At 62.8% G+C, this 26,378-nt stretch carries 24 protein-coding genes; 18 read left to right on the top strand and 6 right to left on the bottom strand.

Annotation, left to right across the window (positions count from 1 at the left end):
• The first annotated feature begins 11 nt into the window (after positions 1–11).
• The 8 genes from NCR35_RS26595 to NCR35_RS26560 all read left to right on the top strand — a co-directional run bounded on the left by NCR35_RS26595 (position 12) and on the right by NCR35_RS26560 (position 8,282).
• Positions 12–854, top strand: coding sequence for an amino acid ABC transporter ATP-binding protein (locus tag NCR35_RS26595; protein WP_250536903.1), 843 nt, complete (start codon positions 12–14; stop codon positions 852–854).
• A gap of 125 nt (positions 855–979) precedes the next feature.
• Positions 980–1,711, top strand: coding sequence for a class II aldolase and adducin N-terminal domain-containing protein (locus tag NCR35_RS26590; RefSeq protein WP_244851602.1), 732 nt, complete (start codon positions 980–982; stop codon positions 1,709–1,711).
• Positions 1,712–2,089: 378 nt separating this feature from the next.
• The gene (locus NCR35_RS26585) at positions 2,090–2,953 is read left to right on the top strand and encodes an ABC transporter ATP-binding protein (protein WP_250536902.1); all 864 of its coding nucleotides are present in this window, start codon (positions 2,090–2,092) and stop codon (positions 2,951–2,953) included.
• On the top strand, positions 2,946–3,758 hold the full coding sequence (locus tag NCR35_RS26580; RefSeq protein WP_250536901.1) for an ABC transporter permease: 813 nt from the start codon (positions 2,946–2,948) through the stop codon (positions 3,756–3,758). The genes NCR35_RS26585 and NCR35_RS26580 overlap by 8 nt, the downstream gene beginning before the upstream one ends.
• A complete protein-coding gene (locus NCR35_RS26575) occupies positions 3,755–4,732 on the top strand; it encodes an ABC transporter substrate-binding protein (RefSeq protein WP_250536900.1) in 978 nt (325 codons plus the stop codon). The genes NCR35_RS26580 and NCR35_RS26575 overlap by 4 nt, the downstream gene beginning before the upstream one ends.
• Before the next feature lie 2 nt (positions 4,733–4,734).
• Entirely contained in the window at positions 4,735–6,045 is a 1,311-nt protein-coding gene (locus NCR35_RS26570) for an amidase (protein ID WP_250536899.1), read from the top strand.
• Positions 6,046–6,092: 47 nt separating this feature from the next.
• On the top strand, positions 6,093–6,758 hold the full coding sequence (locus NCR35_RS26565) for a GntR family transcriptional regulator (RefSeq protein ID WP_250536898.1): 666 nt from the start codon (positions 6,093–6,095) through the stop codon (positions 6,756–6,758).
• Positions 6,759–6,785: 27 nt separating this feature from the next.
• The gene (locus NCR35_RS26560; protein WP_250536897.1) at positions 6,786–8,282 is read left to right on the top strand and encodes an amidase; all 1,497 of its coding nucleotides are present in this window, start codon (positions 6,786–6,788) and stop codon (positions 8,280–8,282) included.
• A gap of 136 nt (positions 8,283–8,418) precedes the next feature.
• On the opposite strand, the gene NCR35_RS26555 is transcribed toward NCR35_RS26560, so the two are convergent.
• Genes NCR35_RS26555 through NCR35_RS26545 form a run of 3 tightly spaced genes read right to left on the bottom strand, consistent with a single transcriptional unit; the run spans position 8,419 to position 12,189 of the window.
• On the bottom strand, positions 8,419–9,669 hold the full coding sequence (locus NCR35_RS26555) for an acetamidase/formamidase family protein (RefSeq protein WP_250536896.1): 1,251 nt from the start codon (positions 9,667–9,669) through the stop codon (positions 8,419–8,421).
• A gap of 36 nt (positions 9,670–9,705) precedes the next feature.
• Positions 9,706–11,289, bottom strand: a complete 1,584-nt coding sequence (locus NCR35_RS26550) for an amino acid ABC transporter permease/ATP-binding protein (protein WP_250536895.1) — start codon at positions 11,287–11,289, stop codon at positions 9,706–9,708.
• A gap of 18 nt (positions 11,290–11,307) precedes the next feature.
• A complete protein-coding gene (locus tag NCR35_RS26545; RefSeq protein WP_250536894.1) occupies positions 11,308–12,189 on the bottom strand; it encodes an ABC transporter substrate-binding protein in 882 nt (293 codons plus the stop codon).
• A 291-nt stretch (positions 12,190–12,480) separates the two neighbouring features.
• On the opposite strand from NCR35_RS26545, the gene NCR35_RS26540 reads away from it, so the two are divergent.
• The gene (locus NCR35_RS26540; protein WP_250536893.1) at positions 12,481–14,853 is read left to right on the top strand and encodes an acetamidase/formamidase family protein; all 2,373 of its coding nucleotides are present in this window, start codon (positions 12,481–12,483) and stop codon (positions 14,851–14,853) included.
• Between the two features lie 210 nt (positions 14,854–15,063).
• Here NCR35_RS26540 and NCR35_RS26535 read toward each other — a convergent pair whose 3' ends face one another.
• A complete protein-coding gene (locus NCR35_RS26535; RefSeq protein ID WP_250536892.1) occupies positions 15,064–16,296 on the bottom strand; it encodes an NAD(P)/FAD-dependent oxidoreductase in 1,233 nt (410 codons plus the stop codon).
• Between the two features lie 694 nt (positions 16,297–16,990).
• Here NCR35_RS26535 and NCR35_RS26530 point away from each other — a divergent pair.
• From NCR35_RS26530 to NCR35_RS26490, 9 genes are all read left to right on the top strand, one after another.
• On the top strand, positions 16,991–18,244 hold the full coding sequence (locus NCR35_RS26530; RefSeq protein ID WP_250536891.1) for an MFS transporter: 1,254 nt from the start codon (positions 16,991–16,993) through the stop codon (positions 18,242–18,244).
• Between the two features lie 114 nt (positions 18,245–18,358).
• Positions 18,359–19,288, top strand: coding sequence for a LysR family transcriptional regulator (locus NCR35_RS26525; protein ID WP_250536890.1), 930 nt, complete (start codon positions 18,359–18,361; stop codon positions 19,286–19,288).
• Positions 19,289–19,413: 125 nt separating this feature from the next.
• On the top strand, positions 19,414–19,908 hold the full coding sequence (locus NCR35_RS26520) for a cupin domain-containing protein (RefSeq protein WP_250536889.1): 495 nt from the start codon (positions 19,414–19,416) through the stop codon (positions 19,906–19,908).
• A gap of 41 nt (positions 19,909–19,949) precedes the next feature.
• Positions 19,950–20,969 carry a hydroxyquinol 1,2-dioxygenase gene (locus NCR35_RS26515; RefSeq protein WP_250536888.1) on the top strand — a complete coding sequence of 340 codons (1,020 nt, stop codon included), beginning with the start codon at positions 19,950–19,952 and terminating at the stop codon, positions 20,967–20,969.
• A 31-nt stretch (positions 20,970–21,000) separates the two neighbouring features.
• Positions 21,001–22,467 (top strand): aldehyde dehydrogenase family protein, encoded by a 1,467-nt coding sequence (locus tag NCR35_RS26510; RefSeq protein ID WP_250536887.1) that lies wholly within the window; start codon positions 21,001–21,003, stop codon positions 22,465–22,467.
• A gap of 7 nt (positions 22,468–22,474) precedes the next feature.
• The gene (locus NCR35_RS26505) at positions 22,475–23,542 is read left to right on the top strand and encodes a maleylacetate reductase (RefSeq protein WP_250536886.1); all 1,068 of its coding nucleotides are present in this window, start codon (positions 22,475–22,477) and stop codon (positions 23,540–23,542) included.
• A 29-nt stretch (positions 23,543–23,571) separates the two neighbouring features.
• Positions 23,572–24,456: an intradiol ring-cleavage dioxygenase gene (locus tag NCR35_RS26500; RefSeq protein WP_284503323.1), complete on the top strand. Its 885-nt coding sequence runs from the start codon at positions 23,572–23,574 to the stop codon at positions 24,454–24,456.
• Between the two features lie 3 nt (positions 24,457–24,459).
• A complete protein-coding gene (locus NCR35_RS26495; protein WP_250536885.1) occupies positions 24,460–24,771 on the top strand; it encodes a YciI family protein in 312 nt (103 codons plus the stop codon).
• 3 nt (positions 24,772–24,774) lie between these two features.
• Positions 24,775–25,116: a Rieske (2Fe-2S) protein gene (locus NCR35_RS26490; RefSeq protein WP_250536884.1), complete on the top strand. Its 342-nt coding sequence runs from the start codon at positions 24,775–24,777 to the stop codon at positions 25,114–25,116.
• A gap of 91 nt (positions 25,117–25,207) precedes the next feature.
• Here the strand turns inward: NCR35_RS26490 and NCR35_RS26485 are convergent, their stop codons facing one another.
• Both NCR35_RS26485 and hpxZ read right to left on the bottom strand, forming a co-directional pair.
• Complete coding sequence (locus NCR35_RS26485) at positions 25,208–25,918, bottom strand: GntR family transcriptional regulator (RefSeq protein WP_250536883.1); 711 nt, start codon at positions 25,916–25,918, stop codon at positions 25,208–25,210.
• Between the two features lie 54 nt (positions 25,919–25,972).
• Positions 25,973–26,371 (bottom strand): oxalurate catabolism protein HpxZ, encoded by a 399-nt coding sequence (hpxZ, locus tag NCR35_RS26480; protein ID WP_250536988.1) that lies wholly within the window; start codon positions 26,369–26,371, stop codon positions 25,973–25,975.
• Between the last annotated feature and the right edge of the window lie 7 nt (positions 26,372–26,378).

Raw genomic sequence — 26,378 nt, 5'->3', positions numbered from 1 at the left:
TCGAGGAATCCATGACGCTCATCATCGCCGAACCCGCGCCTGTTCTCAGCGGCGCAGCCGCCGAGCCGCTCGTCGACGCGAAGGGCTTGTACAAGCGCTTCGCTTCCACCGACATTCTTCGCGGCATCGATCTGACCATCCGCAAGTCCGAAGTCCTGTGCATCATTGGGCCGTCGGGGTCGGGCAAGAGCACGCTGCTGCGCTGTCTCGCCGGACTCGAGACCTACGATCATGGCGAGGTGCGTATCGAAGGCCAATTGCTCGGCTATACCGAGCGCGGCGGCAAGCGCGTGCGCGCCACCGCAAGCGAGCTGCAACACACGCGGCGCAATGTCGGCATGGTGTTTCAGCAGTTCAACCTCTGGCCGCACATGACCGTGCTCGGCAACGTCATGGAAGCGTTGCAGCGCGTTCGCGGTTTTCCGAAGGCGAAGGCCGCCGCGCAGGCGGGCCGCATGCTGGAGCTGGTCGGTCTGTCGGGCAAGGCGGACGCGTATCCGTCGCGCCTGTCGGGTGGGCAGCAGCAGCGCGTCGCGATTGCGCGCGCACTCGCCATGGAGCCGCACATCATGCTGTTCGACGAACCCACGTCCGCGCTCGATCCCGAACTCGTCGGCGAAGTGCTGCAGGTGATGAAGCAGCTCGCCCGCGACGGCATGACGATGGCCGTCGTGACGCATGAAATGGGATTCGCCGCGCAAGTGGCGGACACGGTCGCCTTCATCGATGCAGGCCGTATCACCGTGTCAGGCCCGCCGCGACAGGTGTTTCGCGAGTCGAAGAACCCGCGCCTTACACAGTTCCTGCAAAACTATCTGGACCGCAACGCGTTCTGGTCGGGCGACGGCGCGTGATGCCCATTGCATCGACACGCGCATCGACACGCGCATCGACACGCGTGCATATATTCGATGACGCCGACGCTCGCGGCAAACGCCCATCGGATCGCGCATTTCCTCCCTCTTGACAATACACAGCCATGAACACGAATGAGCGCCAGTTGCGCATCGACCTCGCCGCCGCCTTCCGTTGCTTCGCAAAGCTCGGCATGCATGAAGCGGTCGCCAATCATTTCAGCGCGGCGGTGTCGCCGGACGGACGCAAGTTTCTGATGAACCCGAAGTGGGTTCACTTCTCGCGCATCCGGGCAAGCGATCTGCTGCTCCTCGATGCCGAAGACAGCGAAGATCTCGCGGGCCGCCGCGATGTCGATGCCACCGCGTGGGCGATTCACGGCCAGCTTCACCGGCGCGCCCCGCATATCCGTGTGGCGATGCATCTGCATCCCGTTCATGCGACTGCCATCGCGTGCCTCGCGGACCCGGAGATCAAACCTATCGAGCAGAACACGGCGCGTTACTACGGCCGCGTCGCGCTCGACAGCGAGTTCGGCGGCATGGCGGACACGGCCGCCGAGGGCGCGCGTCTTCTTGCAGCGCTCGGCGACAAGTCGCGCCTGATGATGGGCAATCACGGCGTCATGGTGACTGCGGCGAGCATCGGCGAGGCGTTCGACGATATGTACACGCTGGAACGCGCGTGCCAGATTCTGTGCATCGCATACGGCACGGGCCAGCCTCTGAAGGTGCTGTCGCCCGAAGTGGCCGAAAGAACCGCGCGCGACTGGGAAGGCATCGTCGACTTTTCCCTCGCGCACTTCGAAGAGATGAAGCGCGTTCTGGACAAGGAAGACCCGTCCTACGCGGACTGACATGAATCGCGCGAGTCGGCGCAGGTGTTCACACTGCCGGCTTCGCGACGTTCGCCGGAGGCCGCGCGGTTAATACGCGGCCGGCTCGCGCTAGAGCGACCGAGGCAAATCTCTCTCGATTAAATCTCGTCCCTGCCCTTCCTCGAAATTCGAACGACGTAGTGCAGCCATCAGCGTCACGTCGTCTTCTCACTGTCCATACGCCCCGCCTTTCGCTCGCCGCCTTCGTGAAAGCAATTCAAGAAACGCGCACGCGAGCACCGAAGATGGACACCCCCACTGCGAAAAAGAATTTTGGCGAGGACAGCTTTCTTTTTTGATTGTGCATTATGCATTGCAGCAAACGCCTAATTCGCGCGAGACCTTGCGAGGATCAACATGAAGACATCGAACCCAGTGGCAGAGAACACACCGCAAGCCCCGCTGCGTGTGCGACAACTCAGTCACGGCTTCAAGACGCCCGATGGCTCGACAGTGACCATCTTCGACAAACTCGACTTCTGCGTGGGTCACGGGGAGATCGTGTCGATCGTCGGACGAAGCGGCGCCGGCAAAAGCACCCTGTTCAATCTGATCTCGGGACTGCTCACGCCGCAGTCCGGCGAGATATCGGTCGGCAGGCGTCCGGACGGTGGCCCGGGGCGCATCGCCTATATGTTGCAGAAGGACCTGATGATGCCGTGGCGCACGGTACTGCAAAATGCGCTGCTCGGCATCGAGCTGTATCGCAAGGTCAGGCCCGACGATATCGCGCGTGCGCGGCAGATGCTCGCGCGTTACGGCCTCGGCGCGGTCGCCGATGCTTATCCGCATTCGCTGTCGGGCGGCATGAGGCAACGCGTTGCGCTCACGCGCACGCTCCTTGTCGATCCGACGCTCGTGCTGCTCGACGAGCCCTTCTCCGCTCTCGACTACGAAACGCGCCTCGCACTCGAGGACGACATCATTGCGTTGCGTGCACAAAGCGGCACGAGCGTCGTGCTCGTGACACACGACATCGAAGAAGCCATCGCAATGAGCGATCGCGTCATTCTCCTGGGCGGACGTCCCGCCCGCATCGAGGATCAGGTTCTGGTCGAACTCACTACGCACGGTCCGCGCAACGCCGTCTCGGCGCGCGAGGCGCCGGAGTTCCGCGGCTATCACGCGCGCGTGTGGAACGGCCTGCGCGGAAACGTCACGTCGCGCGACCCGCAAGACCTCGCCCAATCCAACACCCTTGCAGGAGCCATGCATGACTGAAGCCGTTCTGTCCACTGGCGTCGCGCAAAAGAAAGCCGTACGCCGCGTACCGCGCAAACTCGGCACGACAGGCGCCGTCGTCGGTATCGTTGTCGCGCTCGTCGTCGCCTGGCAGCTCGCCGTCAGCGCCGGCTGGATCAACGGCAAGCTGCTCGGCTCGCCGTCGGGCATCTATGAAGCCGCCGTTATCGGACTGACGCAGGGCACGCTCGTTTCCGATACCTGGGTCACGCTCTATGAAACGCTCGCGGGTCTTGCCATCGGCAGCGGCCTCGGCATTGCGCTCGGCCTGCTGCTATGGTTTCTGCCGGCCGTATCGGGGGTGGCGGAAGGTCTATCAGTGATCCTAAATAGTATTCCGAAGATCGCGCTCGGGCCGCTCATCGTCATCTGGTTCGGTTCCGATGCTTCGTCGAAGATCTGGCTCGCCGCGATTTCGACGTTCGCCGTCGCGATGATCTCGTCCTGCGCCGCTGCGCGCGAGGTCGACAAGGACTTGCTCAACCTCTTCCATTCGTTCAAGGCCAGGCCTTCGATGATCTTCACCAAGCTCATCGTTCCGAGCGCACTGCCGTGGATCTTCTCGACGCTGCGCGTGAACATCGGCTTCGCGCTCATCGGCGCGGTGGTCGGCGAATACATCGCGTCGCAGTCGGGTCTGGGTCACGCGGTTTTCGTCGCAGGCTCGCTTTTCGACCTCAATACCGTCTGGCTCGGCATCATCGTGCTGACCGTGATGGCTTCGGTTCTGAGCTGGATCGTTCAACTCGCGGAAGCGAAAATCATCTCCTGGAAGAAAAAATGAAGAAGACCCACGCTCTGCTCAACAGTATCGCGGCCGGATGTCTGGTCGCATTCGGGATCGGCGCGACCAGCGTCCGCGCTGCCGAACCGGTCGTCATCTATCAGGCGTTTCAGTCCATTCAGTATCTGCCGCTCTACGTGGCCATCGACAAGGGCATCTTCGAGAAGAACGGTCTCGCGGTGCAGAAAGTGACCGCTGGCAGCGGCGCGGCGGGCGTCGCGGCGGTGATCGGAGGCCATGCGGACTTCTCGCTGCAAGACCCGATGACCGCCATGCTGGCCAACCTCAAGGGTGCGTCGCTCGTGAACGTGGCCAACGTGGTCGCGGGCGTGCCGGTCTGGGTGATCACACCGAAGGACTCGAAGGTCAAGGGCGTCGGCGATCTGGCAGGCAAGAGCGTGTCCACCGCGCTTCCGCCCTCGACGAGCACGTATTTGCTGCAGCGGCTCATCAGCGAACAGAAGCTGGCGGATGTCAAGATGAACACGGTGCAAATCGGCACCGAACTCGCGCCCGTGACTGCGGGCCGCTCGGAAGCCGCCGCGCTGTACATGCCGCAAGCGGAGACGGGACTCGCGCAGGGTTATCGCATCGTTTATGCGTTCCCGAAGGCGTATCCGGGGGGCTATGCTTTCTCCACCATCGACACGCTCGCTTCGACCGTCAAGACCAAGCCCAAGATGGTGGCCGCGTTCGTGAAGTCCATCGGCGAGGCCGAGGCGCTGATCCAGCAGTCGCACGATACGGCGAAGAGCGTCGCGCGCGCGGAGTTTCCGTCGCTCGATCCCGCGATCGTCGATTCGGCGGTGCAGCGGCTGATCGATCAGAAGATCTATGCGGCCACGCCCGACATTTCCGAGCAGGCGTTCCGCAACGCGCTCGATCTGCAGGAGTCGATCGGCAACATCAAGCCGGGCGCGATCACCTATGCCAACGGCGTGGACAACACGTTCGCCGCCGCCGTGAGCAAGTAGCGATGAATCGATCCAACGAGTCACTGCTCGCGACACTGATCGCGAACCGTAACGACGATGCCGCCGCGCGCGCGACGCTGCTCGACGCACAGGCCCGCGCCGATGCGGTCGATCCGTGGCTGCGCGCCTTCGTCCATCGGCCGAGCGCATACGATCTGAGCGATGCCGTTGCGCGCCCGCTTGCGGGCGTTCCGATCGGTGTCAAGGACCTCGCCGATACCGCCGATATGCCGACGAGCTACGGCTCGCCGGCCTACGACGGGCACCGGCCGGAGCGCGACGCGCGCATCGTTTCGACCATCCGTGAACTCGGCGGCACGGTCTTCGGCAAGACCGCGACGACCGAGTTCGCCTGGCGCGGACCGGCCGCCACGGTCAACCCGTGGAACCGCGCGCACACGCCTGGCGGCTCGTCGAGCGGATCGGCGGCGGCTGTCGCGGCAGGCATCGTGCCGCTCGCCATCGGCACGCAGACGGTCGGCTCGATCATTCGGCCGGCCGCCTATTGCGGCGTCGTCGGCTACAAGCCGTCGTATCGGGCGGTGCCGACGGAAGGCTTGCATCCGCTCGCCGCGTCGCTCGATCACGTCGGGTTTTTCGCGCGATCCGTCGAGGATGTCGCGATCGCCCACGCGTTGTTCGTCGATGGCGCGGCACAGGCGGTCGAAAGCGAATCGGCTTGGCGCGACCGCTTTGTGCGCGACTCGTCCACGCTGACGCTCGGCGTCGTTCGTACGCCGTTCTGGGATGACATGATCGCGCCGAATCAGCGCGACAACTTCGATGCCTCGCTGCGCACGCTGAGCGAAGGCGGCGTGCGCATCGTCGAACTCGACTATGGCGCGGACCTGCGTGAGATGCGCGAAGCGACGCTGACGATTCTCGCGGTGGAGGCGTATCGCGCCATCGGCGAAGTGGCGGCACGCGTGCCGGCGCTGATGAGCGAGCACATGCGCCTGCTGTTGTCGGAAGGCCGGGCCATGCCGCTCGAACGCTATCAGCAGGCGTTGCTGTTGCAGGCGCAGGTACGCTCGCAATCTGCCGCGCTCATGCAAGGCTGCGACGCGCTCGTGACCATACCGGCCAGCGGCGAGGCGCCCCGAGGCTATGCGGATACAGGCGACGCCCGCTTCTGCGCGCCCTGGAGCCTCATGGGCGCGCCCGCCGTCAACGTGCCTTCCGGCTGGAGCGATGCTAACCTGCCGCTCGGCTGTCAGGTGATCGGCGCATTCGCCGACGACGCGAGGCTGCTGCGCATCGCCGCGCGCATCGAGAACCTGCTGAAGTTCGAGAGACGCGCCCTGCCCGTCTGAACGACGTGCCGCACCGCACGCGATAACGATAACTCATGGAGACGAGCATGAACCGGCCCTTTCGCACGATCCAACAATACGTGCTCGGCACCTTGCGCGCCGAGATCCTCAATGGCGTCTATCCGCCGAATACGCGGCTTCGTCAGGAAGAAATCGCCAGGCGCATGAGCGTCAGCACGACGCCGGTACGTGAAGCGTTCCGCGATCTGCGTGCGGAAGGGCTCGTCTCGATCGATCCCAACAAGGGCGTCGTCACGCGCGCGCTCACGGCGGCGGACGTGAACGAGATCTACGAACTGCGGATGGTGCTGGAGCCGATGCTGGCCGAGCGCGCCTGCGCGCATGTCAGCGAGGACGATCTCGCGGCTGCGGAGAAGGTCCACGGCGAGATGTGCGCGACATCGTGGTCCGAGACGTGGGCTGTCCTCAACGAGGACTTCCACCAGCATCTGATGAAGGCTGCCTCCGGCACGCGCCTCGCCGAAGTCGTCGAGAACCTTTCGCTCGTTGCGCGGCCTTACGTATCGCTCTCGATGCACGTCAAGCGTGACATTCTGGACAGCAACAACCGCGAGCATGCAGACTTGCTCGATGCGTACCGCGCACGCGATACGCGCGCCGTGCGTGAGCAAACGCGCGCACACCTGGAAAACACGCGCGATGCGGTTATCGCGTGCGTCGCACAGGGCCTGCGTCCGCAAGCGGCGGCCTGATCGCTCATCCTTTCCTGTCCGATGCCCATGACGCACGACTCCCTCGCCTCCCTCGCCTCCCTTTCCGCCGTCGATGCGCGCCGCCTGATCGAAGAGCGCAGCATCTCGCCCGTCGAACTGCTCGAAGCATGCATCGCGCGCGCGGAGGCCATCAATCCTGCCGTGAACGCGTTGGCTGCGACCTGTTTCGAGCGCGCCCGCGACGAGGCGCGCCGTGCCGAAGCAGAGGTCATGCGCGGCGGGCGGCTCGGTTTGCTGCACGGCTTGCCTGTCGGGGTCAAGGATCTGGAAGAGACAGCGGGCGTGCTGACGACGTACGGCTCGACAATGTATCGCTCGAACGTGCCCGACGAAGACAACGCGATGGTCGCGCGCATCCGCGCGGCGGGCGCGATTGTGATGGCGAAGACCAACACGCCGGAAATGGGCGCGGGTGCGAACACGCGCAATGACGTCTGGGGCGCGACGGGAAACCCGTTTGCGCCGCTGCTGAACGCGGGCGGATCGTCGGGCGGATCGGCAGCGGCGCTTGCCACCGGCATGATGCCGCTCTGCACCGGCTCGGACACCGGCGGCTCGCTGCGGATTCCTGCCGCGCTATGCGGAGTCGTGGGGCTGCGGCCATCGCCGGGACTCGTGCCAGCCGACCGGCGGGAGCTTGGATGGGCGCCGATCACCGTCAGCGGCCCGATGGGCCGGACCGTCGCCGACGCGCGCTTGCTTCTCGGGGCGCAAGCCGGCTTCGACGCGCGCGATCCGCTGGCATACGACATCGGTTCCGCCGCGCTGGCGCAGCACCGGCCAACGGATGTTGCGAAACTGCGCATCGGCTTTACCGATGACTTCGGCGTCTGCGCGCTCGACGACGCATCGCGGGCGACGTTCCACGCGAAGGTCGACAGGATCTCACGCTACGTTGCCGTGTGCGAACCGGTGAGCATCGACATGACCGGCATCGACTGGTGCTTCGACGTAGTGCGAGCGCAGAACTTCGTCGCGCAGTTCAAGGAAACGTATGAGCGCGATCCTTCCCAGCTCGGTCCGAATACGCGCGCGAACTTCGAGATGGGCGCGTCGATGACGCTCGGCGACGCGGTCTCGGCGCACAAGTTGCAGACCACCTTGTATAGGCGCTTTCAGTCGCTCATGCAGCACTATGACGCGATCATTTCGCCGACCGTGTCCATCACGCCTTTTCCATGGTCGCAATGGCACCTCGAAGCGATCAACGGCAAGCCGCTCGATACCTACTATCGCTGGCTCGGGCTGACTTATCTGGTCTCGCTGATGACCAATCCGGCGCTATCGCTGCCGTGCGGCGTCGACCATGCCGGCATGCCGTTCGGCGTGCAGGTGATCGGGCCCGCGCGCGGCGATGGGCGGTTGCTCGACATTTCGCAGGCGCTGGAAGACGCATTCAGATCGGAAGACGCGTTGCGGCGCCATGAGCCGGATCTCGATGCACTGTCGCGGCCCGTGCCTGAATTGCGGGCCATCGTGTCGTCGCCGCCGATCGTCGCTTAGATGGATTTGCGGATCGAACGGATCGGGGAAGTCCGGCATCAGCTTGCCATTCGATGCGCTTTGCAAGCCGCATTGCGGTGAGCGTCTTGGCCACTTCCGGTCCGCGGCCGGCAAGCCGTCCATAATCCCGCGAGCTTCAGCGCTGCCTGTAGCGCTTGAACACGTCCTTGCGAATCGAGCCATGTACGCCCCAGTTTGCGTCGACCACCTGCGTTACGCCGAAGTCCGCCGCCACGGACATGAGCGCGATAGCTTCGTCTTCGCTCAGGCCATGTACCGTCATCAGGAAGCGGCGCAGCTTGCGGAAGGCATCGCGCATGGCTTTGTCGAGGCTTGCATGCTGCGCCACTTCCACTTGCGCGCTAGTGCCGAGTTCGGCCAGATAGTTGGGGAACGTGAAGCCATACACCGACCATTGCTGATCTGTTTCGAGCAGCGGATGCGTGAGCCCTTCGAGCAGTGTGCCTTCGAGATCCGCCTTCTTGTGCAGGATGAATTCGAAGTCCCCCGTCAGAGACGTTTCGATAGCCGTGCCGCCTAGCTCGCTGTCGCCCTGCGCCGCGTGCGGGTCGCCCACGGAGAATAACGCGCCCTCCACCGCCACCGGGTAATACATGGTCGCGCCCCGCCCAATGCGCCAGTCGTCGATGTTGCCACCGGTGTAGTTCGGCGGTATGGAGCTGACGTAGTCCGCTTCCGCGGGCGCTACGCCCATGGTGCCGAAGTGCAGGCGCGCCGGTACGCGGATGTCGGAGAGTATGTTTTCGCGCCGCTTCACGAGCCGGTGATCGACCTGAACGCCGGGATAATCGATCGTCGCATGCACGATGCCATCGGGGTCGGTCTGCGGGGTCCACACGTAGTTGTAGACCGCGCGGGCATAGGGTTCGCCAGAAGTATCGAGTTCGAAGATGGTCACCACTTCCCGCGGCTTCGGCTCCTCGAGCAGATCGTGATACTGAAAGCCCCACGACGCGGCCACGTTCGAGCCGAAGCATTTGCCCGCGTGACACGAGCTGCAACTCGGCCGCGGCCTGACATCGAGGATGCGCACTTCGAGCACGTCGCCAGGTTCGGCGCCTTCGATCTCCACGGGGCCGGTCAGCAGATGCACGCCCAGGCCTTCGCCATTGCCCAGGCGGAACGGCCCCTCGGTCGGACCGGCGCCTCGCCGCGAGACGGCCTTGTGCTCGCGCGTCCATTCGAACACGCTTTCTGCGCCCGGATCGCCCGCGACCATGCGCTCGTGGTCGTCGTTGGCATGGTGAGTCAGCGTTTCGATGGTGGCGCGGTCGCCCGACTTGAGCGTGAGGCGCGGTTCTACCCGCTTGCTGAAGTATCCCCAATGCACGGTGGATGATGAAACGGGCAGCGTGTAATGCGTCATTGAATCGTCCTCGGCAAGTGGATGTTCTCGTGTGATTCAGTGCGCGGCTTCGAGCGTGCTGCCCGCGCCCATTACGTTCACGAAGCGCGCCGTCAACGGATGATGCGGTCGCGTCAGCACCTGATGCGCGGGTCCCTCCTCGACCACGGTCCCGCCGCTCAGGAACACGACGCGGTCGGCAACCTCATCCGCAAACCGCAACTGATGCGTCGAGATGATCATCGTCAAGCCATCGTCGAGCGCCAGGCGGCGGATGACTTCGAGCACTTCGCCCACCAGTTCGGGATCGAGCGCGGAGGTCGGCTCGTCGAGCAGCAGCACGCGCGGATTTGGCGCCAGTGCGCGCGCAATCGCCACGCGTTGTTGCTGGCCGCCGGACAGATGACGTGGCAGCGCATCGGCGCGATTCGCGAGACCTACGCGTTCGAGTAGCTCATCCGCGCGGCGGTTCGCATCGGCGAGCGTTGCGCCGTGCACCCAGACGAGCGGCAACGCAATGTTCTCGCGCGCCGTGAGATGGCCGAAGAGATTGAACTGCTGGAACACCATGGCGACGCCAAGGCTTGCACGCTCCTTTGCAAGCTCCCGCCGATTCATGCGCCGCCCGTCATCCCGAAAGCCGAGACGCCGGCCGCCCACGCGTATCTCGCCTTCTTCCCACTGCTCGAGATGATTGATACAGCGAAGCAGCGTGCTTTTGCCCGAGCCGCTCGGTCCGAGCAACGCGACGACTTCGCCCGAGCGGATGTCGAGATCGAAGCCCTTGAGCACTTCCTGCCCGCCATAGTGCTTGTGTACGCCGTCTATCTGCACGGCGATACTGTTGCGGGAAAGCGCGTCATAACGGCGTGCGCGGTCGCCGAGCGTGACGGGCGCCGGGCCGAAGACGGGTGGCAGATCGGTCGGTTCTGCCTGCTTCACGGATACCGGCGCGCTGTGTCGACGTCCGCGTGAGCGGCCGCCCAGGCTCGCGCGATCCAGATCCAGCGCGCGTTCGATCATCAACTGGATGGCCGCGATCGCGCCCGTGAGACACAGGTACAACAGGCCCGACGCGAAGAAAATGGAAAAGAAGTCGAATGTGGACGATGCAAGCTGCGTGCTTCGCAAGGTCAACTCGCCAACAGAAATGACCGAAGCGAGTGACGAGTTCTTCAACGCGCTGACGGTTTCGTTGCCGAGTGCGGGAATCATCGAGCGAATGGCTTGTGGCGCGATGATCCGGCGCATCAGCACCGAAGGCGTCATGCCGAGGGCCTGCCCTGCGAGCGTCTGTCCGCGGTCTACCCCGAGCACGCCCGAGCGGAATATCTCCGCGATGAACGGTGCTTCGTTTGCGGCGAGCGCGAGGCCAGCCGCGCCGATGGCGCTCAGCTTGATGCCGATATGCGGCAGCGCATCGTAGGCGAACACGAGTTGCAGGATGAGCGGCGTGCCGCGAAAAATCACCGTATAGCCCCGCGCAATGGCCGCGAGCGGTCCTATATGGCTCAGTTGCATGGCGGCGAGAACGAGTCCAAGCACGAGCCCGCCCGCGAGTCCGAGCAACGTGACGGCAATCGTGAAGCGAATGCCGTCGAGCAGATACGGCAGGCCGAGATAGTGAAAGAACAGGTCCATATGCCGATGCTTTCGCGCTTACTTTGCGACGACGAGTTGCGGCGTCGCGAGATTCTCGACGCCGAGGCCCCACTTCTTGAGCAACTCGGACTGCGCGCCGCTCTTCTGAACGGCGATGAGCGCGGCCATCACGGCATCGCGGAAATCCGGTTTGTCCTTCGGTACGCCAATGCCGACGAAGTACGGCAAGGTCACGGCGGTCGCTTTATCCAGCTTGTCCGGATACGCCTTCACCGCCTGGTCGACCGTGTTCACGTCGTTGATATACGTATCGGCGCGGCCCGCGAGAATGGCCTGGATGCAGTTGGCGTTGTTGTCGTAGAGCTGCACGGTGGCTTCGGGCTTGCCGGCCGCCTTGCATTGCGGCGCAAGCGCCTGAATGAGCGGCACTTCCACATAGCCTGTGTTCTCGGCGGCCGTCGTGCCGCACATCGACGTATTGATGCCGGTGATCTTCTTGGGATTGCCCTTGGCGACGAGTACGCCGTCGAACACCTTCGAGTACGTGATGAAGTCGGCGGCCTTGGCGCGTTCCTCCGTTGCGTAAATATCGGAGATGACGATATCGGCCTGACCGCTCTGCAAGGTCGTGAGCAGCGCGGCGAAGGTTACGGGCTTGTAGGCCATCGTGAAGCCCAGGCATTGAGCGATCAACTCGCCGAGATCGATATCGAACCCGACGTACTTGCCCGGATCGTTCGGGTCGAGTGCTTCGTAGCCTGGCGTATGCGGATTGATCGCATTGGTGAGCGTCTTGCCCTTGAACTGCGGATACTTCGCCTGCAACGTGCTGCACTCCGCGGGCGCGGCGGCATGCGCCTGTCCCGCGAAAACGAACAACACCGCGCAAAGAGCGCCAAGTCCTGCACGAGATAGTCGGCTCACGAGATTCTTATGCATCGATACGCTCCTGACGGCTGATGACGATTGACTTGCAATGCCCCGAGCGTAGGCGACCTAAATCCAGCGGACTTGACTGGCTGCGCACAACTGCTGGTCTGGGCGTGCACGCTCATCCAAGAAGGCATGACGCAGCGCGTAGCGCGATGCAGGCAAGTGCATGAGTGCGCCGCGATGGCGCACTCATGCACTGCCTTCAGTACACCGTCAAGCTCGCACCGCACGGAGCGCCGTGGCGCGAAGGTTGCTTTTCGAGCGAGAAGCCCCGCTCGACCTATCTCGGAGTTCCCGTTGAACCTGTCGCGCTTCACCACCGAGTCATATCCTGGTTCCAGACGTCGGCATGAATGGATAGGGGCGCTCGCACGTTTCGGCTGGAAGGCCAAGATCGACGGCGGCGAAAGTGGTCTGCAAGGCACGCTGACCTCGCGCGTATCGGCCGGCGGGATAGAATTCATGACCATCGCCTCTGTCGCGCAGACGCTTGAGATGAGCGCGGACCACGCGGACAGTTTCATTCTCGTGCTCCTGATCGATGGCGACGCCACGCTCATCGCCGATGGTCTGCGCGAGCGCGTGAGTCCGCATGACATCGTCTATGCAGTGTCGGGACAAAGCGCTTCGCTCGCTTTCGCAGGGAGCTTTCGCGCGTTCATCGTGCGTGCGCCGAAGAGCGCCATCAACGCGCGTCTCATCTCGCCGCTCTCGCTGCGGGTGGCATTGTTGCCGGGCGCGTCTGGCATGAGCCACGTCTTCTCGGGCTTTCTGCGTTCAGTCGTCGAAACGCACGAAACGCTGAGCGCGGAGGAGTTGCGTCCCACCGAAGTCGCGCTCGCGGAAATACTGGTGGCCTGTCTCGCTGGACAGGAAAGCAAAGGTTCGTTCAACGGGCTGACGCCATCGCAATCGGCCTTGTTCACCCGGCTGTGCCGCTTTATCGAAACCCATCTCGCCGATTCGACTCTCAGCGTGGCCACGCTCGCCAAAGACGAGCGCGTGTCGCCGCGTTACGTGCACAAGCTGTTCGAACTCGCCGGGCAGAGCTTCTCGACTTATGTGCGCTCGCGCCGCCTTGAACGCTGCCGCGTGGAACTGGTCGATCCGCTATCGGAGAAAGTCTCCATATCCGACATTTGCTTTCGATGGGGCTTCAACGATCCCGCGCATTTCAGCCGCGTTTTTCGCGAGCGTTATGGCGCGTCGCCACGCGCGTTCCGGCACGAAGCGAGTCTGGAAATGGCGCGTCATCTGGTGCATTCCCTATCGCGCGGGCTGCCGGTGAATGCGGCGGGTCTGACCGCGCAAGCGCGCAGTGAGGATTCCGGCGATACGCTCGTCGGCGTGCGAGAGGAAAGCGATGCCGTGCGAGCGCGGCCCGCACGGACTGTCGGCAGGCCGCATCATCATCTGTTGCGCGCAACGGCAAATAACGTGCACTGGGGCTATTTCAGCCACGATCTCAAGCCTGTGCTCGAAGTAGAGAGCGGCGATACGGTGACCGTCGAAGCGCTCACGCAGCATGCGTCCGACGACTGGGACCGCATGATCGCGGGCGATGCCGGGGCTGAGAGCGTGTTCCACTGGACGCACGAACGCAAGAACGTGGACCGGCGCGGTGCGGGCCCGATGAACGCCTCCATTTACGGACGAGGCGCGGGCGAAGGCTTTGGCGTGCATATCTGCACGGGGCCGATTGCGGTGAAGGACGCGGAGCCGGGCGATGTGCTCGAAGTGCGCATCTTGGACATTCATCCTCGACCCTGCAAGAATCCGAAATTCCATGGCCGCGCCTTCGGCAGCAACGCCGCCGCGTGGTGGGGCTTTCACTATCGCGAGTTGCTCACCGAGCCGAAGCCGCGCGAAGTCGTGACCATCTACGAGATCCACACCGACGACGCGGGCGACGACAGCGCCTATGCGCGCGCCGTCTACAACTATCGCTGGACACCGCAGCGAGATCCGTTCGGCGTGCTGCATCCGACCATCGATTATCCGGGCGTGCCCGTCGATCACGCGAGCGTCATCGAGAATCACGACGTACTGAAAAACGTGACTATTCCGGTTCGTCCGCACTTTGGCGTGATCGGCGTGGCGCCGCAGCAGAATGGCTTGATCGATTCAATTCCACCTTCGGCCTTCGGCGGCAACATCGACAACTGGCGTGTGGGACCGGGTGCAAGCGTATTCTTGCCGGTCGGCGTGGCGGGCGCGCTGCTGTCTATCGGCGACCCGCACGCCTCTCAGGGCGACTCGGAGCTGTGCGGCACGGCCATCGAATGCTCGCTCACCGGCGACTTCGAACTGATTCTCCACAAGAAGCATACGCTCGCCTCGCAGTCGTTCGCGGACTTGACGTATCCGCTCATCGAAACCGCTGACGAATGGGTGCTGCACGGCTTCAGCCATCCCGACTATCTGGCTGAATTCGGCACCAGCGCTCAAAGCGAGGTGTATCGAAAGTCAACGCTGGATCAGGCCATGCGCGATGCCTTCATCAAGACGCGGCGGTTTCTGATGTGCACCAAGGGGCTTACCGAAGACGAAGCAATTTCGCTTATGTCGGTGGCGGTGGACTTCGGCGTTACTCAAGTAGTCGATGGCAACTGGGGCGTTCACGCGATCATCCGCAAGGTTTTGTTCGCGGATCAGCAGCGGCCTACGTGACCGGTAGCCGTGGCATCGCAATGCGAAGCCCACAGATAAAGCGCTCAGAGTGCCAGGGGCACGACGTACCCAGCGCTTGCTGGACCGATGGTCGGCGCTGGCTGCCGGTTATTCGAAGCGCATCCGCATATGCCGTTGATGCCGTAGCAGCCGTTTGGCTCAAGCAGTGCCGGTGATGGTCGACGTCGTTTGCGCGAGCCATCCGGCGACTCAAAATCGCTCCGCACGGAACGGCGTCAGGTTGACCGCCGGAGGGGTGCCTGTGATCGCTTCTGCAATCAAACGCCCGGTGATGGGCCCAAGCGTCAGACCATGATGCGCGTGGCCAAAGGCGAACCAGAGGTTCCGGTGATGCGGCGCGGGTCCGATGACGGGCATCATGTCCGGCGTGCAGGGACGACGGCCAAGCCAGGGCTCGGAGTCGAGTCGCTCCCCCAAGGGAAATACTTCGCGGGCCAGGGGTTCGATGGCTTCGAGTTGCACGGGCGTCTTCGGTGAGTCCCGTAAGCCGAGTTCGACGCCCGTGGTCAAGCGAATGCCTCTCACCATGGGCGTAATCATGTAGCCGATTTCCGCGTCGAGAACCGGCTGATTCAGCGTCGCGCCGGCCTTGCTTGCGTAATGCATGTGGTAGCCGCGTTTCACCTCTAGCGGCAGACGATACCCGAGCTTCGTGGTCACGTCGCCGGACCACGGGCCCATCGCGATGACCGCGACATCCGCCTGCACGTCGCCGAGTTCCGTTCGAACGCGCCAACCCTTCTCGAGCGTGGATGCGTCACCCACGAGCACTTTGCCGCCGAGCTTTTCCAAGAGCTTCGCGTACGCACCGACAAGGCCGGCCGGGTCACTCACCGAATCGGACGACGAGTAGCGTACGGCAGCCCGCAGGACGGGACTCAAGAAAGGCTCCGTCCGATGCAGCGCATCTCCCTCCAATACGTCGAAGTCGATTCCGTATTCTTCTCGCCAGCGTGCCGCCTCCGCGACGGCGGCGTCGAAGGCTTTGCCTGTACGGAATGCCTTCATCCACCCGTTCTTCCTCAGTAGCGCCTGTGCGCCAGCCGCTTCGATGAGTTCCCGGTGCTCGGAAACGCAATGCTCAATGAGCGTCGAATAGGCTCTCGCGATCTTTGTGTGACGGTCAGCTCGGGAGTGCTGCCAATACTTCACCAGGAACGGCGCCAGCCTTGGCATCGCCATCGGGTGATAGCGCACGTCCGTCGCGCGATTGCGTGCGTAGTGCGCAAGGGACGCAAAGTCGCGCGGCAAGGCGTACGGATACACGCCTTCGCGCTGAATGAGGCCTGCATTTCCGAGCGACGTTTCGTTCCCGGGCGCTTTGCGGTCGATCAGCGCCACGCCAAGACCTCGACGCTGCAGCTGCAGAGCGACCGATGTTCCGACAATGCCGGCGCCGAGGACCATTGCGTCGAACTTCATGTTCTCACTCCTTGCTTTATCCACGATGCGAAAGGCTCCATCGCTCGCGCGGCCCCGATTCCTGCGCTTGAACTGCCCAATTCGCTAAGGGAACTCTCTCTAGTTGTTTCAGAGAATCTTTTGAAGACTCTGGCGAGTGAGTTTATACCTCTGCCCGGAGTGTGCAGCCGCTTCACTTTGGTCAGCGCGTGAGTAATTGCCGGAGAGTGCAATCACGCAATTCGCCAATAAGAAGTCGGGCGCACTTCACACTCTGCCATGTTCTTCGCGTTGGGACGGCTGTCTCGAGTGTTCATTCCTTAGGCCGAGACGTTACGACACCCGCCGTCACCCCTGCGCGGATGTCTACGGGGGATTGCCCTAATGCGTCGCTACGAAAGGCGCTCCAGTGCCGCAGTCGGCCGCCGCAGGCTTCTGCGCACACGCCCACGCACCCGGCTTGCCCAATTATTCGTATATCGCAAATGGCGCGTTCGCTGATTGTTCCATACCAAGGACACACGCCCGCGCCCTATCTTTTGGGCGTCGGCCCTTTGCATTTGAATTGTGTTGCCGCAAAGGCGGACGACGACCCACGCGAATATCAACGCGCATAACGCGCACGAAAGCAACGGAGCCGGGACATGCGATTGCGCCGATTGCGCTGATTGCGCCGATCGCGCTCGCGCTGGAACTGGCTCTTTCGGAGACGGACATGAAAGAAACTGATTGGGACACCTCGTACGAATGGAAGGCAGTCACGCTGCTCGCATTGGGCTTCGGGCTGGTGGGATTGGACAGATGGCTCATTGCCCCGCTGTTTCCCTCAGTGATGAAGGACCTCAACCTGACGGCGCAGGACGTAGGCAACTGCATCGGAATCCTTGGACTGTCCTGGGGAATATTCGCGGCCCTGATGGGCGGCATCTCGGACAAGATCGGCCGCAGGAAAGTTCTCATTCCCGCAATCATCGCGTTCTCGCTGCTTTCGGGCTTCTCCGGTCTCGCTGGCGGGCTCTTCAGTCTCATCGCGATTCGTGGCCTGATGGGTGTCGCGGAGGGCTCCTTCTGCCCGACCAGCTTCGCCGCGACAGCTGATGCATCCCTTGCGCGCCGTCGCGGCCTGAATCTCGGTCTGCAGCAAAGTGGTTTCGCGCTCTTTGGATTGGCGCTGTCGCCCATCATCGCCACGCAGTTGCTCAGTTTCGTTACGTGGCGCTGGGTCTTCGCCCTGGTTGCAATTCCCGGGCTGATTCTCGGGGCGCTCATGTTCTTTGTCATTCGCGAACCGAAAGTCGTTAAGGAGGTTGCTTCGGAACATGCGCCGGCATCGCTCGGCCATGTGCTCAAGAGCCGAAACATTCTTGTCGCCATGCTGGCGTTGTGCTGCGCAATGACGGGTGTTTTCGTTCTCGGCGCCCTGCTGCCCCTTTATCTCACTGGCTACCTGTCGCTCGATACACAAAAGATGGGCCTTGTTGTCTCGGCTATCGGCTTTGGCGGCTTTGTGGGTCAGTTCGCACTGCCGGGCCTCTCGGACCTGGTCGGGCGCCGACTGGCGAGCATCGTGGGCTTCGCCGGAACTGCCGTCATGCTCTATATTTTCCGCGGTCTCGGCGCTCAGCCGCTTGCGCTTTTCTCCGTCCTGTTTGTCGCGTCTTTCTTCACGCTGGGCCTGGTCTCGCTGCTCTCCGGACCCGTCGCGACCGAGGCAGCACCGGTCGGACTTGTGTCGACATCCATCGGCGCAGTGGTGGGCGTCGGTGAGATTTTCGGCGGCGGGATTGCGCCGGCGATGGGCGGCTACGTCGCCACGCACTTCGGTATCGCAAACATCCTCTGGCTGCCGATGTGCGCTGTCGTCCTCGGTATCGTGGTCAGCTTGCTTCTGAAGGAGACAGCGCCGACCGTCGTTCAGCGCCGCGCGGTCGTTCGACCCGGACTGGCTGCAGGTGAGCAACCGCGGTAGTCTACGCGGTGCGCGACGTGCCCTGAGAAGACGGACTTTAGCGCATGGGCCGCGCGACGCACTGAGCCATCCGGTCCGTTTAAACTGGCGTTTTTGCACAGGGAAAGGCGCCACATGGACCGGTTTCTCAGCATCGAGGCATTCGTGAGAGTGGCGGAGGCCAGCAGCTTCGCGGAAGCGGCAAGACAGCTCGGTGTGACGAGTTCGGTGGTGACTAACCGCATTCAGCAGCTGGAAAGGTTCGTGAATGCGCCGCTGTTCCACCGCAGCACGCGCCACGTCCGCCTTTCGGAAGTCGGCGAGGCGTTCTATCGCGAGTGCGCCGAGGTGGTGGGCCGCGTGAATGAGCTGACCGACCAGATGCGCGAGCTCCGCGCGACGCCGACGGGGCGCTTGCGCATTCAGATGCTCCCGGGCTTTGCTCTTGGACATTTCGGCGCGCCGCTCGCCGCATTCAACAAGCGCTATCCGGGAATCCAGCTCGATATCATCGTGAATGACCGGGTTGTCGACCCGGTCGAAGAAGGCTTCGATATCGCCTTCCAGATATTCCCCGCTATTTCAGAGTCGCTCATCGAGCGTCGACTATTCACCGTGCGCCGCCTGTTCTGTGCGTCGCCTGCTTACCTCGAAGAACATGGTGCCCCGCAGCATCCGCGCGATTTGCTGCACCACATCACTGCGCTCTATTCGGGATATCCCTCACGAAACCGCTGGACGATGACTCACGGCACGGAGGTCGTGGAGATGGAGTTGCCGGGCATGATTCGTTCGAATTCCGTCCATTTGCTGAAGGAATACGCGCTGACGGGTGGAGGCATCGTATGTTTGCCGACCCTGGTCGCAAGCGACGCGCTGGTGAACGGGACACTGGTGCCCATTTTGACGGACTATGAGCTCTCAACCTTGAACTTCGCAGCCGTCTATCCGGCGACCCAGCGCCAGGCGTTGAAGGTCAAGGCACTCGTCGAGTTTCTCATTGAATATCTGGGCCCTGAACCGTCGTGGGACGTGCCGTTGCTGGAGCGCGGCTGGGTGCGCTAAAGAGCGAGATCGCGAGACGATTATTCGCGAATCGCAAATGCCATCGTCGGTGTCTGGCAGGTTGTTGCGACCGGCTGTTACCCCTAGAGTTGAACGTAACGAGCAGTTCAACACAGGAGACAGCAATGACCGACACTGCATTCCATACCGTCTTTGGCTCACTCGATAACTTCAAGAAAGGTGGCGTCGAAATAACGAGCGGGAGCGCTCGTCACTACGCCTTCTCGAACGTGTTCGAGGTGGCGTCCAAATCGGCGCCCTACGAGAAGGTTGTCGCCGGCAAGAACCTCGAATACGTCATCGAGGTACTGCGTACCGAGGGCATGTCGCCGTGGTACGCATGCGCGCACGACGAATTCGCCATTCAGATGGACGGCGAAGTCCGCATCGAATTCATCAAGCTCGAACATCCGCCGACGTCCGGGCGCGGAACCGTGAACGCAGGCACCCAGCCTGACGGCCGAAACATGGGCCACGTCGTGCTGCGCAAGGGTCATCAGGCACTGCTGCCCGCCGGCTGCGCATACCGCTTTTCCGCAAGCAAACCGGGGGTCGCGCTCGTGCAGACCGTTCTCGGCGAGCTGTCCGTAGAGAAGTGGGCAGATATCTGTCTGCACTGAGACCTCGACAGACGATATCAAACGTTTCCAGGAGACAAACCATGGCCACCCTTGACACGCTCGACCATCCCGCAGACTTCGCAGCCGACACGGTGCGTTCGACGGAACCTGACGCCATTACCGGCTATCGCCGCTTTCAGCTCGGTGAATTCGAGTTTCAGCGCGACGAGTATTTCGTGAAGATCAGTTGGCCCGCAAAAGGTCAGACGCGCACGCACGCCGTGCCGGCAGACGCTTTCCTGCGCGCAATGATGCGCGATGTGGCATGGGGCTTCTTCTACGGCTGGGTCAACTTCGACCATGTTTTCGGCACGCGCAATCACTACGGCAAGGTGGATGTGTACGCAGGCACCTTCAACGGCATCATGAAGGAGGCGGGCGTCGACTATACCGAGACGTTCGAAACGCCGACCATCATGGCGACGTTCAAGGCCATCCTGCACGACTGGACGAACGAAGGCTTCGACCCGTTCGCAGCGCCGGAGGAAACGGGAACCGCGTTCGGGCGCAAACATGGCGAGAACGACGCGGCAATCGAACGCACGCGCATTGCGACGCGCCGCATGCCGGGCCTTGCAGGCGACTCCCCGCTGCGCGACGACCTGCCGGTCAATCGCGCATTCCTCGACGTCGCGCAAGATGAGCCGGAGGTCCATACCGAGCCTGGATACGAAGGCGAGCTTCACGCGTTCAACCTCTTCAAATACCTTTCCCGTTCCGACGTGACGTGGAATCCGTCGGTGACTTCGGTCTGCGGCCTCAGCCTGTTCTGTCCGACCACCGAAGAATTCATCTTGCCCGTATTCCATGGGAACGACCGGGTCGAGTGGTTCCTGCAACTCTCCGACGAGATCGTCTGGGATATCGGCGACAAGAATACCGGCGCTCCACGCGCTCGAATCACCATGCGCGCCGGCGACATTTGCGCGATGCCGGCCGACATTCGGCACCAGGGCTACTCGACAAAGCGCTCGATGCTGCTGGTGTGGGAGAACGCCACGCCTAACCTGCCGCAGCGCTATGAGAGCGGCGAACTTGCTCCGTACCCCATCGAGTTCTAGGCAGTCCGAAGCATCGAATCGAGGAAGACTCATGCAAACCCAACTCTTCATTGACGGCCGTTTTGTCGATGCCGTCGACCGCGGCACCATCGATGTGCTCAACCCGCACGACGGCTCGCTCATCACAAAGATCGCGGCGGCGACTGCGGCAGATGTCGACCTCGCCGTCCAAGCAGCCACCCGCGCTTTTCCGAAGTGGTCCGCCATGGCTGCTGCTGAACGCGGCCGCCTGCTGCTGCGCCTTGCCGACGCCATCGAGGCGAACGCCGAGGAACTTGCGCAGCTCGAATCCCTCGATACCGGTCACCCGATTCGCGATTCGCGTACGCTCGACGTTCCGCGTACCGCCGCGTGCTTCCGCTACTTCGGCGGCATGGCGGATAAGCTGCAAGGCTCGGTGGTCCCCGTGGAAACAGGGTTTCTTAACTACGTGCAGCGCGCACCTATCGGCGTAGTGGGCCAGATCGTTCCGTGGAACTTTCCGCTGATGTTCACGAGCTGGAAGATGGGGCCGGCTCTCGCAGCGGGCAACACGGTGGTATTGAAGCCTTCGGAGATCACGCCTCTGTCGACGTTGCGCATCGTCGAAATCATGGCTGAGGTCGGCTTTCCGGCAGGCGTCGTCAACATCGTACCGGGCTATGGACACACGGCCGGCCAGCGGCTTGCCGAACACCCGGGCGTGGGGAAGATTGCGTTCACGGGGTCGACGGCGACCGGTCGCCGCATCGTGGAAGCCTCGCAGGGCAACCTCAAGCGCGTGCAACTGGAACTCGGCGGCAAAGGCGCGAACATCGTGTTCGACGACGCGGATCTCGATGCGGCCATCAACGGCGCCGCGTGGGCCATTTTTCACAACCAGGGGCAGGCATGTATCGCCGGTTCACGTCTTGTCCTGCATGAACGTATCGCGGACGAGTTCCTGGAGCGATTCGTTTCGCTGGCCTCCTCCATTCGTGTCGGCAACCCCCTCGACGCCGATACGGAAATGGGGCCCCTGACATCGAAGCAGCATCTGGACCGCGTGCTGACGTTCGTCGACGTGGCGCGAGAACAAGGCGGTCGCGTGCTCACGGGCGGGAGTGCCCCGCAAGACAGCGCCTTGGCCAATGGCTATTACGTCCGTCCAACTGTCATTGAGACGAAGCGCGCGTCCGACCGTATCGCGCAAGAAGAGGTGTTCGGCCCGTTCGTCACGGTTCTGCGCTTTCGCAGTGACGAGGAAGCGCTCGCCATCGCAAACTCGACCGAGTATGGATTGGGCAGCGGCCTCTGGACTCGTGACCTCTCGCGCGCGCACAAGACTGCGTCGGGCATCAACGCCGGGATGTGCTGGATCAACTGCTACAAGCGCGTCAATCCAGGCAGTCCGTTCGGCGGTGTAGGCAAGTCAGGCTACGGCCGCGAGATGGGCTTCGAAGCGATGCACGACTACACGGAGGCGTGCTCTGTGTGGGTCAATGTCGACGGTCGGGTGCCGCCGCACTTCAAGCGTTGAGGTCTTCATGGAGCGCTTTGTCTATCAGGGAACGCCTGCGCGGGTCGTCTTCGAATGGGGTGCGCTCGGTAAGCTGCCGGACGAGTTGACGATGCTTGGCGCGCGGCGGGCGCTTATTCTGTCGACGCCTGAACAGCGGCATCTCGCCGACCGCGTGGCGGACGTCCTTGGCGAGCGCGCCGCGGGCGTCTGCGCGGAGGCGGTCATGCACGTTCCAGTCGAGGTCGCCCGCGCGGCTCGCGCCACGGCCCGCGAAATGGATGCGGACTGTTGTATTGCGATCGGTGGCGGCTCCACCATCGGACTAGGCAAGGCGATAGCACTCGAGTCGTCCTTGCCTATCCTCGCGGTGCCAACGACCTACGCAGGGTCCGAAATGACGCCGATCTATGGCCTGACAGAGGGCCGTCTGAAACGTACCGGCCGCGATGTGCGGGTGTTACCGCGCACCGTCCTGTATGACCCGTCTCTGACGCTGTCGCTTCCTGCCGCCATATCGGCGGCTTCCGGCGTCAACGCGCTGGCCCATGCCGTGGAGGCGCTTTACGCCGACGACGCGAACCCAGTCATCAGCTTGATGGCCGAGGAGTCCATACGCGCGCTCAGCGAAGCGTTGCCGGTGATAGTCGAAACGCCGGGCGACCGCGACATGCGTAGCCGTGCGTTGTATGGCGCCTGGCTCGCAGGTACATGCCTCGGCGCGGTCAGCATGGCCATTCATCATAAGCTGTGCCACACGCTCGGCGGCACCTTCAACCTCCCTCACGCACAAACGCACGCGGCGATGTTGCCTCATACGGCGCACTATAACCACGTCGCCGCGCCGGAGGCGTTGCTTCGTGTCGCCCGGGCGCTCGGCGGAAGAGAAGCCGCGGAGGCCGGCCCGCTGCTCTTCGAGTTGAACGAGAAACTCGGTATCTCTGCGGCGCTGGCGGATATCGGCATGCCCTACGCGGGGCTCGACGAAGCAGCGGATATCGCGTGCAAGAGCCCGTATGCGAATCCCCGGCCGATTGAACGCGCGGCGATCCGTGCGCTGCTTCAAGACGCGTGGGAAGGACGGTCACCGCATTGAGCGGCCGCCGAATAGACATGGAAATAGACATGGAGACAAACGTGACGACAAAAACCGACGATAGCGATGCGAGGCTGACCGAGCAGGTCGTTGCCAGCTTCGCCGACACGCCCGATTCGCGCCTGCGAACCTTGATGCAAAGCCTCGTGCGACACATGCACGCTTTTGTTCGCGAGACGCAGCTTACCGAGCAGGAATGGATGTCCGCCATTCGTTTCCTCACCGAGACCGGCAGAATGTGCGACGACGTCGTGCGTCAAGAGTTCATCCTCTTGTCGGACACGCTGGGCGTGTCCATGCTAGTCGATGCAATCAATCACCGGCTCGCGAGCGGAGCAACGGACACTACGGTGTTTGGTCCCTTCTATATGGCGGACATGCCGGAGCGGGCCTATGGCGAAAACATGGCCTCGACGCCCGGCACACCTGCTGTCGTACATGGGCAAGTACGCAGCACCGACGGCACGCCGCTTGCCGACGCAGTGCTCGACGTGTGGCAAACCGCTGAAAACGGCATGTATTCCGGCCAGGACGCCGACCAGCCGTTCGGCAACCTGCGTGGCCGCTATCGCACCGATGCCGAAGGCCGCTACGCCATCACCACGATTCTTCCGGTCAGCTATCCCATTCCGACCGATGGTCCGGTCGGCAAGATGCTCAATGCAACCGGCAGGCATCCGTGGCGGCCCGCACACCTGCACTTCATGATCGATGCGGTGGGCCATCGAAGACTGGTGACTCATATTTTCGACAAAGACGACAGATACCTCGGGTCCGATGCGGTCTTCGGCGTCAAGCCGTCACTGACGGTTGCCTACCGTGAGCGCGCGGCTGGTGACGAATTCGGTCGTCGGTTCGAGTTGAAAGGCCCGTATCGCGAGGCGAAATACGACTTCGTTCTTGACCGGAGCTAACCAATGCGTCGCTATTTCGCCGTCTTTGCCACTGACAAGCCGGACATGCGCGAGGTTCGCGAGCGTGTGCGACCCAGCCATCGAAACTATCTGCGCAGCGCATCCGAGCATGGCGTTCACGTACGTCTCGGGGGCCCCACCCTCGCGCCGTCGTGCAACAAGATGAATGGGACGCTTCTGGTCGTCGAGGCCGACGACATCGATGCTGTCATGCGCTTCGTAGGAGAGGACCCGTACATGAAAGAAGGGTTGTTCTCGCGGGTCGAAGTCCGTCCGTGGGACTGGAGCCTCGGAAATCCTGAACAACGGGTTTGAGCGATGAACGCAAGTCAGTTATGCCGTCTCGACGAAGTGGCAGATGGCGGTGCACTCGTCGTTCACGAAGAGTCGGTCGCGCGTTCCGTCGTCGTTGTCCGGCGCGGCGATAGGGCCTGGGCATATGTCAATCGGTGCCCGCACTTCTCGGTGCCCCTGGACTTCGTTCCCGGGACTGTTTCCTGTTACCGGTCGCAGGTCTTGATGTGCGCTCATCACAGTGCGCTGTTCAGGTTCGACGATGGAAAGTGCATCGACGGACCGTGCAAGGGAGCCGCTTTGGAAGCGGTGCCTGTGGAGATCGACCCCAATGCATGGGTTGTACTCGCCGGTACTTCGCCGTAACCATAGTCCCGGTATATGCGCTCAGCCGGGAGATGAAACGAGCAATGCCCGTCCGCAAAGCAGACCGCGCCCCGCCTACCTGTTGAAGCTCTCAACCCACGAACGGCAGCTTACGTTCACGCGCTTGCGCCAGCATCGATACGGTGATCTTCCGTACCTCCAGCTTGCTCTGCGTGATATGCGAACGCAGCAGCATGGCCGCTTCACCGCACTTGCCGCGGTCGATGCAGCGAAGCATCTTCGCGTGTTCGTCGTAAGTTGCGCTGGTCCGATGCGGCTTCAGAAAATCCAGCCGCCGTACGATGCGAATGCGCTCCGTCACCTCGTCGTGCACACGCAGCATCTCGCCGTTGCCGCTCGCGCGAACGAGTCCGCGATGAAAGTCTTCGTCCATGGTGAACATCGCGACGGGGTCCGTTTCGCGCGCTTCCGGCGGCACGCACCAGACGGCCTTGAGGGCACTGATGTGCGGATGTGGCGGCGCAGTCGACGCGAGCTTGTCGAGCGAAGCGGTCTCCAGCACGATGCGCAAGTCATAGAGCTGGTCGAGTTGCGCGAAGTCGATCTCTGACACCTTCCAGCCGCGCCTGAACCCCACCTCCAGATAGCCTTCGCGCAACAGGCGAAACAGGGCATCGCGCATCGGCGTGCGGGACACGCCGTAGTATTGCGCGATGTCCGTCTCGGAGAAGCGGTCGCCGGGAAAGAGACGAAAGCTGAAGATGTCCTGCTTCAGCTGCTGATACACCTGTTCAGCGAGCGGATTCGCTTCCTGAATGGGGCGCACGGAAGGACGCTCCATGGCTTTGGGCGAGTCGATTGGGTGTCTCCTGCAAGGGCTGCTCAAAGGGCTTCCTCAGGGCGTTTCGATCAGGCTCACGTGGGCGGCGACGATCATCCATCCCGCGAATGCGTTCGTCTTGTCCGAAAGCCGCGCCCATGTCTGCATCTGGCGGCCGAGCAGAGGCGTCGCGTCGCTGGTGAACTCGGTGCTGACCGTGGCATGATCCGCGCCGAATGTCGTCACGACCGTGCGATGCAGCCGCCGCGAACGAGGCACCGGCGCACAGGTCTCGCGCCACCGGCGAATGGCATCGCCGCCATGCTGCACTTCGGCGATGCCGTAGCGCACGGTTTGCGGCGCGTGCCAGAAAAGCGCGTTCATGGTGGCGACATCGTTATCGACGAGCGCCCGTTCATACGCAATGAACGCCCGCTCCACTTCGGCCACGATATCGGGGCGGTTCACTTCCATCGTCATG

The organism is Caballeronia sp. AZ10_KS36, from assembly GCF_023631105.1.
Classification (GTDB): Bacteria; Pseudomonadota; Gammaproteobacteria; order Burkholderiales; family Burkholderiaceae; genus Caballeronia.
The sequence above is the reverse complement of the archived record's forward strand: the minus strand, read 5'-3'. Positions and strand labels throughout refer to the sequence as shown.

What these genes read in the sequence shown, in the direction of transcription:
- NCR35_RS26555 (WP_250536896.1), bottom strand. Translation starts at nt 9,669, where the DNA reads ATGACGCATTACACGCTGCCCGTTTCATCATCCACCGTGCATTGGGGA.
- NCR35_RS26510 (WP_250536887.1), top strand. Translation starts at nt 21,001, where the DNA reads ATGCAAACCCAACTCTTCATTGACGGCCGTTTTGTCGATGCCGTCGAC.
- NCR35_RS26500 (WP_284503323.1), top strand. Translation starts at nt 23,572, where the DNA reads ATGGAGACAAACGTGACGACAAAAACCGACGATAGCGATGCGAGGCTG.
- NCR35_RS26530 (WP_250536891.1), top strand. Translation starts at nt 16,991, where the DNA reads ATGAAAGAAACTGATTGGGACACCTCGTACGAATGGAAGGCAGTCACG.
- hpxZ (WP_250536988.1), bottom strand. Translation starts at nt 26,371, where the DNA reads ATGGAAGTGAACCGCCCCGATATCGTGGCCGAAGTGGAGCGGGCGTTC.
- NCR35_RS26520 (WP_250536889.1), top strand. Translation starts at nt 19,414, where the DNA reads ATGACCGACACTGCATTCCATACCGTCTTTGGCTCACTCGATAACTTC.
- NCR35_RS26515 (WP_250536888.1), top strand. Translation starts at nt 19,950, where the DNA reads ATGGCCACCCTTGACACGCTCGACCATCCCGCAGACTTCGCAGCCGAC.
- NCR35_RS26585 (WP_250536902.1), top strand. Translation starts at nt 2,090, where the DNA reads ATGAAGACATCGAACCCAGTGGCAGAGAACACACCGCAAGCCCCGCTG.
- NCR35_RS26490 (WP_250536884.1), top strand. Translation starts at nt 24,775, where the DNA reads ATGAACGCAAGTCAGTTATGCCGTCTCGACGAAGTGGCAGATGGCGGT.
- NCR35_RS26560 (WP_250536897.1), top strand. Translation starts at nt 6,786, where the DNA reads ATGACGCACGACTCCCTCGCCTCCCTCGCCTCCCTTTCCGCCGTCGAT.
- NCR35_RS26485 (WP_250536883.1), bottom strand. Translation starts at nt 25,918, where the DNA reads ATGGAGCGTCCTTCCGTGCGCCCCATTCAGGAAGCGAATCCGCTCGCT.
- NCR35_RS26525 (WP_250536890.1), top strand. Translation starts at nt 18,359, where the DNA reads ATGGACCGGTTTCTCAGCATCGAGGCATTCGTGAGAGTGGCGGAGGCC.
- NCR35_RS26595 (WP_250536903.1), top strand. Translation starts at nt 12, where the DNA reads ATGACGCTCATCATCGCCGAACCCGCGCCTGTTCTCAGCGGCGCAGCC.
- NCR35_RS26495 (WP_250536885.1), top strand. Translation starts at nt 24,460, where the DNA reads ATGCGTCGCTATTTCGCCGTCTTTGCCACTGACAAGCCGGACATGCGC.
- NCR35_RS26575 (WP_250536900.1), top strand. Translation starts at nt 3,755, where the DNA reads ATGAAGAAGACCCACGCTCTGCTCAACAGTATCGCGGCCGGATGTCTG.
- NCR35_RS26565 (WP_250536898.1), top strand. Translation starts at nt 6,093, where the DNA reads ATGAACCGGCCCTTTCGCACGATCCAACAATACGTGCTCGGCACCTTG.
- NCR35_RS26545 (WP_250536894.1), bottom strand. Translation starts at nt 12,189, where the DNA reads ATGCATAAGAATCTCGTGAGCCGACTATCTCGTGCAGGACTTGGCGCT.
- NCR35_RS26590 (WP_244851602.1), top strand. Translation starts at nt 980, where the DNA reads ATGAACACGAATGAGCGCCAGTTGCGCATCGACCTCGCCGCCGCCTTC.
- NCR35_RS26570 (WP_250536899.1), top strand. Translation starts at nt 4,735, where the DNA reads ATGAATCGATCCAACGAGTCACTGCTCGCGACACTGATCGCGAACCGT.
- NCR35_RS26535 (WP_250536892.1), bottom strand. Translation starts at nt 16,296, where the DNA reads ATGAAGTTCGACGCAATGGTCCTCGGCGCCGGCATTGTCGGAACATCG.
- NCR35_RS26550 (WP_250536895.1), bottom strand. Translation starts at nt 11,289, where the DNA reads ATGGACCTGTTCTTTCACTATCTCGGCCTGCCGTATCTGCTCGACGGC.
- NCR35_RS26580 (WP_250536901.1), top strand. Translation starts at nt 2,946, where the DNA reads ATGACTGAAGCCGTTCTGTCCACTGGCGTCGCGCAAAAGAAAGCCGTA.
- NCR35_RS26505 (WP_250536886.1), top strand. Translation starts at nt 22,475, where the DNA reads ATGGAGCGCTTTGTCTATCAGGGAACGCCTGCGCGGGTCGTCTTCGAA.